Origin of the sequence: Rheinheimera riviphila (genome assembly GCF_004005945.1) — a bacterium.
Classification (GTDB): Bacteria; Pseudomonadota; Gammaproteobacteria; order Enterobacterales; family Alteromonadaceae; genus Pararheinheimera; species Pararheinheimera riviphila.
The window spans coordinates 109,332-123,177 of sequence record NZ_SACS01000009.1 but is presented as its reverse complement, the minus strand read 5'-3'; the positions used below and the strand labels follow the sequence as shown (position 1 = coordinate 123,177).

The 13,846-nt window shown below is 48.9% G+C and carries 11 protein-coding genes; 3 read left to right on the top strand and 8 right to left on the bottom strand.

The genetic code is table 11. The annotated features are described in order from the left end of the window. Positions 1-37: 37 nt before the first annotated feature. The 5 genes from EOE67_RS10140 to EOE67_RS10120 form a co-directional block, all read right to left on the bottom strand. Positions 38-1,588 (bottom strand): methyl-accepting chemotaxis protein, encoded by a 1,551-nt coding sequence (locus tag EOE67_RS10140; protein ID WP_127698972.1) that lies wholly within the window; start codon positions 1,586-1,588, stop codon positions 38-40. Between the two features lie 47 nt (positions 1,589-1,635). Beyond that, positions 1,636-2,004, bottom strand: a complete 369-nt coding sequence (locus EOE67_RS10135; protein ID WP_068065271.1) for a response regulator — start codon at positions 2,002-2,004, stop codon at positions 1,636-1,638. 214 nt (positions 2,005-2,218) lie between these two features. After that, positions 2,219-3,136 carry an oxygen-dependent tRNA uridine(34) hydroxylase TrhO gene (gene trhO, locus EOE67_RS10130; RefSeq protein WP_127698971.1) on the bottom strand — a complete coding sequence of 306 codons (918 nt, stop codon included), beginning with the start codon at positions 3,134-3,136 and terminating at the stop codon, positions 2,219-2,221. Positions 3,137-3,205: 69 nt separating this feature from the next. After that, positions 3,206-3,784, bottom strand: coding sequence for a YaeQ family protein (locus EOE67_RS10125; RefSeq protein WP_127698970.1), 579 nt, complete (start codon positions 3,782-3,784; stop codon positions 3,206-3,208). A gap of 150 nt (positions 3,785-3,934) precedes the next feature. Then, positions 3,935-4,588, bottom strand: coding sequence for a LysE family translocator (locus tag EOE67_RS10120; RefSeq protein ID WP_127698969.1), 654 nt, complete (start codon positions 4,586-4,588; stop codon positions 3,935-3,937). Between the two features lie 232 nt (positions 4,589-4,820). Between EOE67_RS10120 and EOE67_RS10115 the strand changes: the two genes are divergently transcribed. Further along, positions 4,821-7,199 (top strand): TonB-dependent receptor, encoded by a 2,379-nt coding sequence (locus EOE67_RS10115; protein WP_127698968.1) that lies wholly within the window; start codon positions 4,821-4,823, stop codon positions 7,197-7,199. A gap of 87 nt (positions 7,200-7,286) precedes the next feature. Here EOE67_RS10115 and EOE67_RS10110 read toward each other — a convergent pair whose 3' ends face one another. From EOE67_RS10110 to EOE67_RS10100, 3 genes are all read right to left on the bottom strand, one after another. Further along, the gene (locus tag EOE67_RS10110; RefSeq protein WP_127698967.1) at positions 7,287-7,667 is read right to left on the bottom strand and encodes a VOC family protein; all 381 of its coding nucleotides are present in this window, start codon (positions 7,665-7,667) and stop codon (positions 7,287-7,289) included. A 112-nt stretch (positions 7,668-7,779) separates the two neighbouring features. Beyond that, positions 7,780-10,833 (bottom strand): D-2-hydroxyglutarate dehydrogenase YdiJ, encoded by a 3,054-nt coding sequence (ydiJ, locus tag EOE67_RS10105; RefSeq protein ID WP_127698966.1) that lies wholly within the window; start codon positions 10,831-10,833, stop codon positions 7,780-7,782. Positions 10,834-10,988: 155 nt separating this feature from the next. Further along, positions 10,989-11,390 carry a hypothetical protein gene (locus tag EOE67_RS10100; RefSeq protein WP_127698965.1) on the bottom strand — a complete coding sequence of 134 codons (402 nt, stop codon included), beginning with the start codon at positions 11,388-11,390 and terminating at the stop codon, positions 10,989-10,991. Between the two features lie 223 nt (positions 11,391-11,613). On the opposite strand from EOE67_RS10100, the gene EOE67_RS10095 reads away from it, so the two are divergent. Continuing rightward, a complete protein-coding gene (locus tag EOE67_RS10095; RefSeq protein WP_127698964.1) occupies positions 11,614-12,348 on the top strand; it encodes a substrate-binding periplasmic protein in 735 nt (244 codons plus the stop codon). A 158-nt stretch (positions 12,349-12,506) separates the two neighbouring features. Continuing rightward, the gene (locus EOE67_RS10090; RefSeq protein ID WP_127698963.1) at positions 12,507-13,763 is read left to right on the top strand and encodes a multidrug effflux MFS transporter; all 1,257 of its coding nucleotides are present in this window, start codon (positions 12,507-12,509) and stop codon (positions 13,761-13,763) included. Positions 13,764-13,846: the final 83 nt, after the last annotated feature.

Here is a 13,846-nt window from a genome sequence, read left to right as displayed (position 1 = left end):
GAACGGATCATCCACACTGCAGTGGTACTTCAACTATTTAGTAGTGATATGCTTTCGCAGTACCAGCGGCTGTTGACCCCACTTTAAAGAACCCGATCAACTCCTGCAGTTGCTCAGCCTGGCCGCTCATTTCTTCAGCGGTCGCCGCCAGCTCTTCGCTGCTGGCGGCATTTTGTTGGGTTATTTGATTCAGCTGCGTCATCGCGATGTTAATTTGCGTGGCGCCACTACTTTGCTCGTCACTGGCCGCACTGATTTCCTGCACCAATTCCGAGGTGCGTAAAATGCCAGGTACAATTTCTGTTAATAACGAACCAGCTTTCTCTGCGAGCCCTACGCTGTTCCGCGCTACTTCGCTGATTTCCTGCGCCGCCACCTGGCTGCGCTCCGCTAATTTGCGTACTTCAGCTGCAACCACCGCAAAACCACGGCCATGGGTGCCCGCTCTGGCCGCTTCAATCGCTGCATTGAGCGCCAATAGATTGGTTTGATAGGCAATATCATCAATGATACTGATTTTATTGGCGATACTTTTCATCGCGGTGACGGTCTGTCCAACTGCCTGCCCGCCTTCACCGGCTAATTGCGCCGCTTTAGAAGCAATGCTTTCGGTAACTTTAGCATTTTCTGCATTTTGGCCCACTGAAGCGCTCATTTCTTCCACAGACGCACTGGTTTCTTCGACACTGGCAGCTTGTTCGCTGGTAGCTTGCGACATCGTCTGCGCCGTTGAACTCACTTCTTCCGATGCCGAAGATAAATTGTCAGCGGCACTTCGTACCTCGCCAACGATAGCTGACAGTTTCACCACCATCTGCGCGATGCCTGCCAGCATACTGTGGTCATCACCTTTTTTCAGTTGCACCTGCACCGTCAAATCACCGGCTGACACTGCCGCCACCACATTCGCCGCGTAAGAAGGTTCACCACCAAGTTGCCGCAGCAGATTTCTGACGATAAAAAACGCAATCAGCACACCGAGAACCAAGCTAATCGTCATAATAATGCTCACCAGCTGCTGCGCCGAAGCGTATATAGCATCACCGAGCTTACTGGCAGCATCCGCACCAGCAACGTTGAGCTCAACCAGTTGGATAGCTGTTGCTGAACTTGCATCAAACAGCTTTTGCGATTCGCCATTAATCAGCGCCATCGCCTCTTCAGTTTTTAATTGTCGTGACAATTGCAGGACCTTGTCATGAATTTGTACATAGGAATCGTACTGCTTCACAAACTGGTCAAATAAACCTTGCTCTTCCGGAGTGGCGATAAGCGCCTGATAGGCTTTTTTATTGGCTTCTATCGATCCCATCAGTTTTTGCAGCGTCGACTCGAGTTGTTGCATTTCCGCTTCGTTGGTCGCGATGATATGCGCCAGTTCTGCAATCCTAAAATCAGAGGTATTGGTGTTTAAATCCATAATAAAGCGGGTGGCTGGCAACCAGTTGGTGGTAATTTCGGTTGACTGATCATTCACTTTACTCATTTGTGTCAGTGCTGATACGCCCATGATCCCCATTAATATCAACACTATCGCAAAACCCAGGCCGAGCTTCGTTCCGATTTTCATGTTGTTAAAAGCTTCCATAACGTTGCTCCGTGAGAAAGTAAATTTGGTCGGTCTTTAAACCATGATTAATACAACAGCCTTGCGACTGTTTTTAAAAGTTGTGGTGCAATAAAAGGTTTCACCAGCCAGGCCTTGGCACCCAGTTGCTGGGCCGCCAACATTTTTTCATCCCCGGCTTCTTTTGTGAGCATCATGATCGGGACGAACTTGTAGGCGGGTAACTGCCGGGCGGCCGCAACAAACTCTAGTCCGCCTAATACCGGCATATAAATATCACTGATGATCAAATGAATTTTGCGCCCATCCAGCAGAGTCAGTGCTGCAGCACCGTGTTCAGCTTCAAGCATCTGGTAACCCGCAACGGACAATGTTTGAACCACCACTGCACGCAGCGCCGCCGAATCATCGACAATTAACACGGTTTTGCCCGTCAAGGTTCAGACCCCGCTCTCGCACATTTCATCTGAATGATTTCAGTAAGTTAAATCTGCTTATGACGTTGAAAGGTTTAGCAGGCGATTTGGAGAAATAAAAGGTAAGTATGCAGATTTACTGAATTATATTTTTACCGAGGGTGTTTGGAGTCAATAGCGTAAATATAATCAGGGATCCGATGGGACGGATCCCTGAACAATGGTTCAATTGGTTTTAGAAATCGACATTGCCATCGCGGATATGTCGCTCACCGCGGGCCTTTGCCAGCTCGACCTGCTTTTGCCGTTCGCTGAACGAGGCTTTTTGCTCGTCGGTGATTTTGTCATGGCAATGTGGGCAACTTAAGCCTTTGACATACAACGGCGACTGCATTTCAGCAGGCGATAACGGCATCCGGCAGGCGTAACATTGGTCGTAACTGCCCTGCTCCAGACCATGCTTTACAGCAACACGCTGATCAAACACAAAACACTCGCCCTGCCATAAACTGTCGGCTTCCGGCACTTCTTCCAGATATTTTAAAATGCCGCCGTCGAGGTGAAAGACTTCATCAAAGCCCTGCTCTTTTAAATAAGCCGTTGATTTTTCACAGCGAATACCACCGGTGCAGAACATCGCCACTTTTTTGTGTTTGCTGTTGTCGAGGTTTTCGGCGGCCCATTGCGGGAATTCACGAAAACTGGTGGTGTTTGGATTGACCGCGTTTTTGAAAGTACCGATGGCAACTTCATAGTCGTTACGGGTATCGATGACGATGGTGTCCGGATCGCTGATGAGTGTATTCCATTCGTCGCCCTTAACGTAAGTGCCAACAATATGCGCCGGATTAATGCCTTCAACGCCCATGGTGACAATTTCTTTTTTGAGTTTCACTTTCGTGCGGTAAAAGGCTGGTTCGTCAGCAAATGATTCTTTGTAGGATAAACCGCTAAAACGGCCATCGGCGGTTAACCAGGCGGTTAACGCATCGACACCTTCGCGGGTGCCACAAACAGTCCCGTTGATACCTTCTTCGGCCAATAACAAGGTGCCTTTGACTTTGTTCAGTACCATATGCTGATAAAGTTTGTCACGCAGGGTTACATAATCTGGTAGGGATACAAATTTATAAAGCGCAGCTACAACGTACATCATTCACCTTTGTTTGCAGAGCCCGGATCGCAAATCCGGCGCATGGAAGAAGGCGCGGATTATACTGGATCAGTGCCTGACCGTAAATGTAGACGTGCTTTCGGTTAAATCATCGAACAGACTACCTGTCACCGCAGCTACCTGAATATCTAACTGATGCTCGCCATCAGTGACCACAAGTTGCTCATCTTCCCGCCACACCGATAGCTGCATATGGCCTTTGAGCATGCTGCAAAATTCGTTAAGCTGATCGTCGGATAAACAAAACAGATGTACGTTTGGCAAGCCCTTAATCATCAATTGCGCCCGACGGACTTCCTCACTATCTGGCAGCAATACCACTTGATCAGCTTGATGCGAGGCTCTGAGCAATTGTTTTTCGTTTGGTAAATCAACCTGACACCACAGCTGAAAATGCTGGTTGTGATCGCGTAAAAATAAGTCAGGCTGCTTGCCAAAAGGATCTTGTTTTGCCAGTTGTGGCTGTAATTCGAACAGACTGAGGTAGGCTAAAATACGCTTGGCAAAATGGGATGCCTCCTCGTGAGCAAAAGGCGCCAGATAACAGGTTTGTCGTTGATAAAGATGTGATTGCTGGCTGCTGTATTGCAAATCCAGCCTGATCACTTTGCTCAGTACTTGCATCATTCCACCTCTTTGCGTTAGTCGGCAAAACGGCGCTGAAGTTCATACCCGTCATCCTTGAAGTTGCGGGGGTGTTGGCCGCGTGTTCTCGCCCCAGTCACATAGAACAGCTATGCTCCTGGGGATTCGTTCAGTTGCCGCCTACCCGAATCGTCAATGATTTTGGGTATGGTTCCCAATAAAGGCGCTAAACAGTAAATGCATAGCCAGTGCCAACAACACCAAGCCCATGATCCGGTCAAACCAATAACCACGTTGCAGCAAAAAAAGTCTTACTTTTTGGCGTGTTAGTAAAAAGGATAGCAAACTGAACCAGGCTGCGGTGGCAAACGCCATATAAATACCGTAAAGAATTTTGTAACTATTTGGCGTTTGTGGCGAAATAATCACTGCAAATAGCGCCAAAAAAAACAAGGTAGCTTTTGGATTTAAGCCATTGGTCAGTAATCCAGCCCGAAACGATTGCCATAAACTGACCTGTTCCATGCCCTCTGCTGCGATATCCTGTTGCTGCGATGGCGGCGCACTTCGTAGCGCTTGCACGCCGATATAAGCCAGATAAGCTGCTGCTACCGCCGAAAATAGCTGAAACAACCAGGGCGTGGTTTGTAGCAATAAACCAATGCCAAGTAATGAATACGCCACATGCACCAGAATACCCAAGCCGATGCCGATGCTGGCCGCCAGCGCGACCTTCACGCCGTGGCGCACCGCGTAACGTAAGATAATCGCAAAATCGGGTCCTGGGCTTGCGACCGCAACAAAATGCACTGATGCAACTAATAGAAATTCAGGCCAAAACGACATTTATACTCCGCAATTGTGTGGCTTAGCGCGGCCTATTGTATGCCAGCCGTTGGTCGCGATGACATGTTTTTCTTTGCACTTTAAGCAGAATCTTGCTCTGAATATCAGTGCCCTGTTATCGCAAAATCAATGAGTTTGGTCGTACTCAGGAAAATCTGTGCTTGTCAAAAGCGGCGTTGCCACCGTAAAATGTTATAACATCACAAACGATATTCTTTTAAAGGTAGTCCTGATGACTGTTCTCTCTTCGGTATTTAAACCAGCCGCATTGGCGTTGCTGGTCAGTCTTTCGCTGCAGGTGCAGGCGCAATCTCAAGCTGTGACGGGTATGGTGGTCGATAGTCAAGGCCAGCCAGTTGCCAATGCGAAAGTGCATGTGCACGGTCGACAGCAATATGTCTATACCAATGCCGCCGGTGAATTTACCATTCAAAGCCCGTTGGATGCTGAACTCCATATCGCCGCCAAAGGCTATGGCGACCAATTTGTAAAAGCTGACCAGGCACAGCTGAAAATTGCCTTAACCGCTGGCGGCATTGAACGCATTGCAGTATCAGCTTCCGGTTTACATCATTACGATTTAGATATGGCGCATCCGGTTTCCGTATTAAGCGGCGAAGATTTAGCCGTAAAAACCGAACCGACCATTGGCGAAACTTTAAAATCTCTACCGGGCGTGCATAGTAATTATTACGGCCCGGTCGCCGCGAGCCCGGTCATTCGGGGTCTGGACGGTCCAAGAGTAAAACTACTCAGCAACGGTCTGGATACCGGCGACGTGTCACGGGTGGGCCCGGATCACGCCATTACTGCGGACGCTATCACCACCGAACAAATTGAAGTATTACGTGGCCCTGCAACTTTACTGTACGGCAGCGGCGCTATTGGCGGTGTGGTCAACGTGGTCGACAACCGCATTCCTCGCCAGTTGCGCGCCCCACAGACGATTCTCGACAGCCGTTTTAACAGCGTTTCTGATGAAAAATCGCTGGCATTCACCCACGATGGTTCTGCTGATCAGCTGGCTTGGCACTTTGATGGTTTTGACCGTCAAAGCAATGATCATGATGTGCCAACCTTCATCAATGACGAAGGCGAAACCGCCGACAAACTGGCTAATTCCTGGCTCGGTAATCAGGCGCTGAATGGCGGTTTAAGTTGGGTTGGTAGTCAGGGTTTATTTGGTGTTTCAGTTGGTCATATCGACAGTCAGTATGGTATTCCCGGCCATCATGCGCATGGTGATGAACATGAAGAAGAAGGCCACGAAGACCATGCAGAAGCCGCCGACGAAGGTGTTTACGCGGCGGTAAAACAAGATCGGGTGAGTTTGGCTGGTGAAATTTATTCACCCATTTCCGGCATCGAAACACTGAGTTTTACCGGCGCTTACACCGATTATCAACATATCGAAATGGAAGGAGCTATCGCCGGCACCACTTTTAAAAACAAGTCGTTTGAAAACCGGTTAAGCGCTGAGCATATTGAATTGGCGGGCTGGCACGGTTTGCTGGGTGTCCACCAACAACGTAACGATTATGCGGCCTTTGGTGAAGAAGCTTTTACGCCGCCATCAGTTTCTGATAGCTACGCCTTGTTTTTACTGGAAGAAAAAACTTTTGGTGAAGTGACAGCGCAGTTGGGTGCTCGTGTTGAGCGGACCAAACATCGCGCTGATGCCATTGAATTGGCGCATGATCACGAAGAACACCATGATGAAGGTCATGAAGAAGATCACGGCAGCGATTATGCAAAATTCACCGCCGCCAGCGTTTCGGCCGGTTTAGTTTGGAATTTTGTGCCAGGTTATCAATGGGCCGTTAGCGTCAGTCGTTCAGAACGTGCACCTTCAGCGGCCGAAATCTACGCCAACGGCGCTCATATTGCGACCAGCAGCTATGAACTGGGTCTGGCTTATCAACTGGATGACGATGGCGAAATTTTGTTAAATACCAACAAGATGCCAACTGAAACGGCCAACAATATCGATATCGGTTTTCGCAAAATCGATGGTGATCTGACCTTTAGTTATAACTTCTTCTATAACCAAATCGACAACTACCTTTATCAGGCCAATACCGGTCTGACGATGGAAGACTTGGCAGCGCATGATCACGGCGAGCATGCAGATGAAGATGCACACGACCACGCACATGGTGATTATGATATTTATCAGTATCAACAACGTGATGTGCGGATGTACGGCCTGGAATTTGCGCTGGCTTATCAGTTAAATACCGCGCAGCAAGTGTCATTGTTTGCCGATTCGGTGCGGGCCAGTTTAAAAGATGGCGGTGATTTACCGCGTATTCCGCCAATCAAAGCCGGTGTTGAGTATCAGTATCAGGCTGAGCAATGGAGTGCCAACCTTGGCGCCACCCATTACGCCCGCCAGGATAAAGTATCGGAATTTGAGTCGGCAACAGCGTCTTACACCAGTATTGATGCCAGCCTGAGCTATTACTTTGACCTAGCGTCAATCGATATGACGGCCTTTATCAAAGGGACTAATCTTACTGACAAACTTGGCTATGCACATAGTTCGTTTATCAAAGAAGATGCGCCGCTGCCTGGTCGCGCTTTGACGTTGGGTGTCACTGCCCGCTTCTAAGCATTTTTTTCTGCACCGACAAAAACGCCAGTCTTGATAAAAGCCTGGCGTTTTTTTATGGCGCTATTTTAAGAGACATTTATAGCCTTATTGCATGCTATGAACACCCAGCTTATTCCCGGCTGGGTCTAAAAACATACCGATAAAACCATGCTCACCAATACTGGTTTTTTCCATCAGCACAGTGCCGCCCGCTGCTGCGACTCTGCCAATTACCGCTGCGCAATCTTCAGATTGAAAATAAACCGTAGTACCGCTGGCCGATGGCACGGTTTCCGGGCCGACCACCAAAGCACCACCGCAGCCAGGCTGACAGTGATCCGCGGCAAACATCGCCATGGTGTAAGGCGGCATTTCGAGAATAGTAAATTCAATCTGTAAGATGGCTTGATAAAATTTTTGACTAGCGGCGAGATCAGTGGCTGGAATTTCAAACCAGCCGACCGGATTTGGATTAGATGCAGACATTAAGGTTCTCCCTGTTTTGATGGCCAAAACATTGAGTGTAGCCAAGGTTAAGCAGATAACTTTGGCTACTTTGTAACTAAAATTTACATTTGTTCGGCTATTGCCGTTTTAGCTAGGACAACAACCGCAACAACTGCTGCAATGGATGCAAAGGTTTACTGCCTTCATAGCGTTTCACCTGGCTGCGACAGGAAAAACCAGTCACCAACATCCTGGATACATTGGATTGCTGCACATGTTGTTGCCAGCTTAAATCATATAATGCCCTGCTATTGGCCTGATTTTGTACTTCGTGGCCATAAGTGCCGGCCATCCCACAACAACCGACGGCTACCACGTCCAGCTTGACACCGAAGGCATGATAAATTTGTTGCCAGTTTTTTTCGGTGGTGGGTAAAGCGGTTTTTTCAGTGCAATGTGCAAACAACTTAAAGGGCACCTGACCATCACCGGATTGCTGCACCGCCGGCAACGCTTGCTGCACCAGCCATTCATGAAACAACTGGACGCTAAAGTCGCCGCGTTTTTGACCCAGCGCTTTGACATATTCGTCGCGATACACCAGCACCAAAGAAGCATCGAGCCCCAATAAAGGCACATTCAGCACCGACAACTGATTCAGAAACTGCGCCGCAGTCGCTGCTGTTTTTGCAAACTCGCGTAAAAAGCCTTTCACATGTTGTGGTTTACCATTGGGTAAAAACGGCAGCAACTGTGGCTTAAAACCAAGTTTTTGCAACAACGCCAACGCGTCAGCCACCAGTTCTGCTTCATAAAAACTGGTGAAAGGGTCTTGCACCAATAGCACCACTTGTTGCCGTTCGGCTTCGGACATGGCCTGCAGCTTGACTAAATCAAACGCAAACTGGCCATCCAGCTGCTGCGCCAAGGTCGGCACCGACAATAGTGGTGAATCGACATAACCCACCGTTTTTTCGAGTAAAAACTTGGTTGGCGCCAGATTCAAACCGCCATTAACCAACCTTGGAAATTTCGCAAGCTTCGGTGCTGATTGCTCGATGCCAGCCACCACATAATCTTTCAGCGGTCGCAGATAACGGCTGTGATACAGCTGCAAAAACCTTGATCGGAACGAAGGCACATCCACTTTGATGGGACACTGCCCGGCGCAGGCTTTACAGGCCAGACATCCTTCCATCGCCGCCATCACTTCGTGCGAAAAATCCTGTTCGCCCCGTTGTTTGCGCCAGCTGTTGCGGGCTTTTTGCCAAAGATTTCCTATTCCAGTTCCGCACTCCAGCAACTGTTGCTCTTGTGCCAGCACATCGACGCCCTGCTTTGACATCAAACGCAGCCACTCGCGCATCAGACCAGCACGACCTTTTGGGCTATGCTGGCGATCTTTGGTGATTTTGCTCGACGGACACATCGGCGAGTTTTCTTCGTAGTTAAAACACAGGCCGTTACCGTTACAATTGGCGGCGCTGTCAAAGCTCTGCCGCACCGTTACCGGAATTTGCCGGTCGAAATAACCGCGTTTCACGCCATCAACACTGACTAATTCGTCATTACTCTGCCAGGGCGTACAAATCTTACCCGGATTCATTCGGTTGTCCGGATCAAAGGCCGCTTTAATTTTCCGCAGTTCATTAAATAAGGTCTCACCAAAAAACGCCGGGCCATATTCACTGCGATAACCTTTACCGTGTTCGCCCCACATCAAACCACCGTATTTGGCAGTCAGCGCGACCACTTGATCGGAAACCTGGCGTAGCAAGACTTCCTGTGCCGGATCGGTCATATCGAGCGCTGGCCGCACATGCAACACGCCGGCGTCGACATGGCCAAACATGCCGTATGTCAGCTGATGACTATCGAGCAGCGCCCTGAATTCCATAATAAAATCAGCCAGGTTTTCTGGTGGCACTGCGGTATCTTCAGTAAAAGGCACCGGCTTTTGCGTACCTTTGGCGTTACCGAGTAATCCCACCGCTTTTTTACGCATCGCGTAAATTTGCGAGATGCCGTTTAAATCGTAGGTCAGCTGATAACCAATGATGCCACTTTCGCCATTGGCGACCGCTTGTTGCAAACGCAGCTCCAGCGTCTGCACTTTGTCTTGCATGTCAGCTTCGTTTTCAGCGTTATATTCGACCATATTCAGGCCAAACATGGTTTTACCCGGCACATCTTCGATGTAGCTTTTGACCTGATGCCAGATGATATCGTTACGGGCTAAATCCAGTACTTTACTGTCGACGGTTTCAACCGACGTGGCGCGGGCTGCCACCAAAAACGGCGCGTTGCGTAAGGCACTTTCAAAGCTGTCATATTTAACGTTAATCAAACACTTGTAAGGTGCAATTGGCGTGATATTCAGTTTGGCTTCGACCACAAACCCCAACGAGCCCTCTGCGCCGGTGATCACCCGGCCTAAATCAAATTCGGTAAGCTGTTCATTCCAGACATGTTCTAAATCGTAGCCGGTTAAAAAACGGTTTAAACGGGGGAATTTGGTTTGGATTTGCTCGCGATAATCCAACGTACTTTGTAAAACCTGACGATAAATGGCGCCAATACGGTTTGGCTCAGCCGCGAGCGTTTCAGCCTCTGCGCGAGGCATTGGCGCGGTATCCAGCACGGTACCGTCAACAAGTACTGATTTTAGTGCCAGCACATGATCACTGGTTTTGCCATACACTAACGAGCCTTGCCCTGAAGCATCGGTGCTGACCATGCCGCCAATCGTCGCCCGGTTGGACGTTGACAGATCCGGCGCAAAGAAAAAACCATGTGGTTTTAAAAAGGCGTTCAGCTGGTCTTTAATCACCCCGGCTTCCACCCGCACCCAACGCTCTTCTGGATTAAACTCCAGAATTTGCCGCAGATGGCGCGATACATCAACCACCAGGTGTTCGGTCAATGCCTGACCGTTCGTGCCGGTGCCGCCGCCACGTGGACTGAATTTTAAGCCGCTAAAAGCCGGGCTTTGACCAAGTGTGGTGATGGTTTGTAAGTCTGATAAGGTTTTCGGCAGTAATACCGCCTGCGGTAACGCCTGATAGACACTGTTATCGGTTGCAACTGCCAGCCGTGCGGCGTAACTGGTTTCAATATCACCGCTAAAACCAGCGGCGACTAACGCATCACGAAACGCCAATACACAAGCTGGCAAGGACTGTTCAGGAGTTAACTTTGGGATCATCGCTCTGGTTACTGCAACTTAGTGAAGTTGCCCCGAGTATATCATTGGCAGCGCGCTGATTTTAAGGCTTTTACAGATAAAAAAGACCGGTAACGACAGCGATAGACCCACGCATAGCAAGCTTTGGGTCCGCTGTTTTTGAGGTGTCTGCACTGTTATTTGACAGGATCGGAGCTATCTTGCTCAATCGTTACGCCCTGCACATAAAGCGTCTGCGATTTGGCGGTGGACGCCGAACCTGACGTCTCACGCTGCCCCCCTTCACTTGCAATAACTTCGCCTTCGATGATCACACCGGAAGCAGCCGGATCTTGTTGCTGCGCCTGATAAGCAGCCTGCGCTTGTCGCATCCGTTCGATTAACTTACGTTTTTTCCACCACAGCCACGGCAACATCAGCACCAGTAAAGTCGCGGCGATCATCAGTAAACCAATACCGAACACCAGAGATAAGCCTAGTGCTAAGGCGATAACAATCAGACTTAAAAATCCGGGCTTTTTGCCCTGCCCAAACTGAAACTGCATACGTGGCGCACCACTTTGCCAGGATCCTTTCATTATCTACCTCAAAAATTAACTGCTGGCTATCTGACCTTGTGTGGGTAGATAGGTTCCGAAACATAGGTTATGGGGACTGCTGCCGGAAATTTCCAGTGTCAACAGAAGATTCCCTCATTTCAATGCTGATATGAGCTGCCAACCAGCTGGTACCACGGGCTTGTATCATCGCGTTCGCTCTGCTAAGTTGCAGTTATCCGCTCTTTTCTGATGCCGCGATTTGATGAAATTCTGGCTGATTATTTTCACCTTGTTACATTTTGCGCCCTTGTCAGCGTGCGTGATGAAGGTGCAGGTCAACGAATTTCCGCCGTATTCATATTTTCAGGATCAAGCATGGCAAGGTAGTCGTGTGGTGTTGTCAGAGCGGCTCGCCGCCAAGCTGAATTGTCAGGTCGAATACCTCGATGCCCCTTTTGGCCGGGCTTTAAAGCTGGTCGAGCAAGGTGAACTGGACTTTATTTTTAATCTGACCAAAACCGACAGCCGCAACAAAACCATGTTATTTCTGGCACCGCATCAACTGGAAGTGCTGGTGGTCGGTGTACATAAATCCTATCCGGAATGGCTTGGGGTCAATTCACTGGCGGAGCTGTTGCACTTCCCTGGCCGCATTGCGTTGACCAAAGGCAGTTATCTTGGCGTTGCTTTTGAAAAAATCAGATTTGACCCCCGCTACGTTGAAAAGTTTATTGAAGTTGCTGATCGACGCGCTAAAAATGAACTGGTTGTTAAAGGCCGGGCGCAAGGGGTAATTGAAGAGCAGGATTACCTGCGTTATGCCATCGAAAACTTTTCGAATTATCAAAATATCGTCATTACACCGCTGATGTTGTCAAAAACCCCGGTTTATCTGGCGTTAAGCCGAAAATCATCACTGTTTCAACGCCAGGAAGAAATTAATCAAGCCATCATTGAACTGCAAAAGGCTGATTTATGGCCCCATGTCATCGAGTAAAAATTACCGCTGAATAAAATAGCGGGTCCGTGCTGCCCCTGCGGCGTCGACCATGACCAGTCCTGCTGCGATTGAACACCATGCAACTGCCATCCTTTTGGGTATATCATGGCATTTTGCTGGATCCCCTGTTTTATCAATCTAACGGAACACTGCTGATGGCTGATTATTCTACCCATGCGCCTACCTCGCGCATTTCGACCGGCGAATTTACCTTGTTGGTGGCGCTATTGATGTCGATTGTCGCGATATCGATTGATGCATTATTACCAGCACTGGACGCCATTCGCGCCTACATCGTGCTGGCGCATCCGAATCAGGCGCAGTATGTGGTGAGTGCGTTGTTTTTTGGGATGGCCATCGGCCAACTGATTTGTGGCCCGTTATCGGACGCCACCGGCCGCAAAAAAGTGCTGTATGGCGGTATATTGCTGTTTTTAGCCGGCACCGTACTTTGTTATGTTGCCACCGATATCAATACCTTATTGCTCGGTCGGTTTATCCAGGGGCTCGGTGTATCAGGGCCTTATGTGTCAGCGATTTCAATCGTGCGTGATAAATACGCCGGCAATGATATGGCGCGGATTATGTCACTGGTGATGATGATTTTTGTGATGGTGCCAGCGTTGGCGCCGAGTCTGGGTCAGGCCGTGATGTGGATCAGCAATTGGCGCGACATTTTTGTGCTGTATGTGTTTTACGCCTTGATGATTGCGGTGTGGATTTTCTTCCGACTGGAAGAAACTTTGCCCAAAGCGCACCGCATTCCGATGAGTAGCAAGGGATTCGCCGAAGGTTTTAAAGAAGTCATCAGCAACGTGCCTACGGTTTGCTACATGATTTGTATGGGCTTGTTTTTTGGCAGTTTTATCGGTTATCTGAATTCGTCACAGCAAATATTCCAGGACTTATTTAAAACCGGCGAGATGTTTGTATTTTACTTTGGGTTATTGGCGATTGTGTTTGGCGCGGCCTCGCTGGTGAATTCTCAGCTGGTGCAAAAACTGGGGATGCAACACTTAGCCAAGCTGGCTATTTGGGGCATTATTGGCAGCTCAGCGCTGTTTTTAGTGGTACACCTGAGTGTCGAAGTGCAGCTATGGATGTTTGTGATTTATGCATCAGTGCTGTTTTTCTGTTTTGGGCTGGTGTTTGGCAATATCAATGCCATGGCGATGGAACCGATGGGGCATGTCGCCGGTATCGCTGCAGCCATTATTGGTTCGACCTCGTCAATTATGTCGATGGTGATTGGCACCGTGATTGGGCAAATGTATAACGGGACTTTGTTTCCGGTGACCGGAGGCTTTTTAGTGTTTAGTTGTATCAGTATGCTGATTTTCAGCTACGCGCAGCGCTATCAGCAAAAGAATGCCGCTGAAACTTTGCCGGAACAAGCGTCAGAAAGTCTTTAATATTTAAAGGCTTCAAAGTAAAAAGCCCAGGCAATTGCCCGGGCTTTTTGATTCAACACTTAATTAAAAGCTGTGGTTAAGCG

Coding starts and splice junctions, on each gene's coding strand:
- EOE67_RS10100 (WP_127698965.1), bottom strand. CDS start 11,390: ATGAAAGGATCCTGGCAAAGTGGTGCGCCACGTATGCAGTTTCAGTTT.
- EOE67_RS10120 (WP_127698969.1), bottom strand. CDS start 4,588: ATGTCGTTTTGGCCTGAATTTCTATTAGTTGCATCAGTGCATTTTGTT.
- EOE67_RS10095 (WP_127698964.1), top strand. CDS start 11,614: ATGAAATTCTGGCTGATTATTTTCACCTTGTTACATTTTGCGCCCTTG.
- EOE67_RS10140 (WP_127698972.1), bottom strand. CDS start 1,588: ATGGAAGCTTTTAACAACATGAAAATCGGAACGAAGCTCGGCCTGGGT.
- EOE67_RS10125 (WP_127698970.1), bottom strand. CDS start 3,784: ATGATGCAAGTACTGAGCAAAGTGATCAGGCTGGATTTGCAATACAGC.
- EOE67_RS10090 (WP_127698963.1), top strand. CDS start 12,507: ATGGCTGATTATTCTACCCATGCGCCTACCTCGCGCATTTCGACCGGC.
- ydiJ (WP_127698966.1), bottom strand. CDS start 10,833: ATGATCCCAAAGTTAACTCCTGAACAGTCCTTGCCAGCTTGTGTATTG.
- trhO (WP_127698971.1), bottom strand. CDS start 3,136: ATGTACGTTGTAGCTGCGCTTTATAAATTTGTATCCCTACCAGATTAT.
- EOE67_RS10110 (WP_127698967.1), bottom strand. CDS start 7,667: ATGTCTGCATCTAATCCAAATCCGGTCGGCTGGTTTGAAATTCCAGCC.
- EOE67_RS10115 (WP_127698968.1), top strand. CDS start 4,821: ATGACTGTTCTCTCTTCGGTATTTAAACCAGCCGCATTGGCGTTGCTG.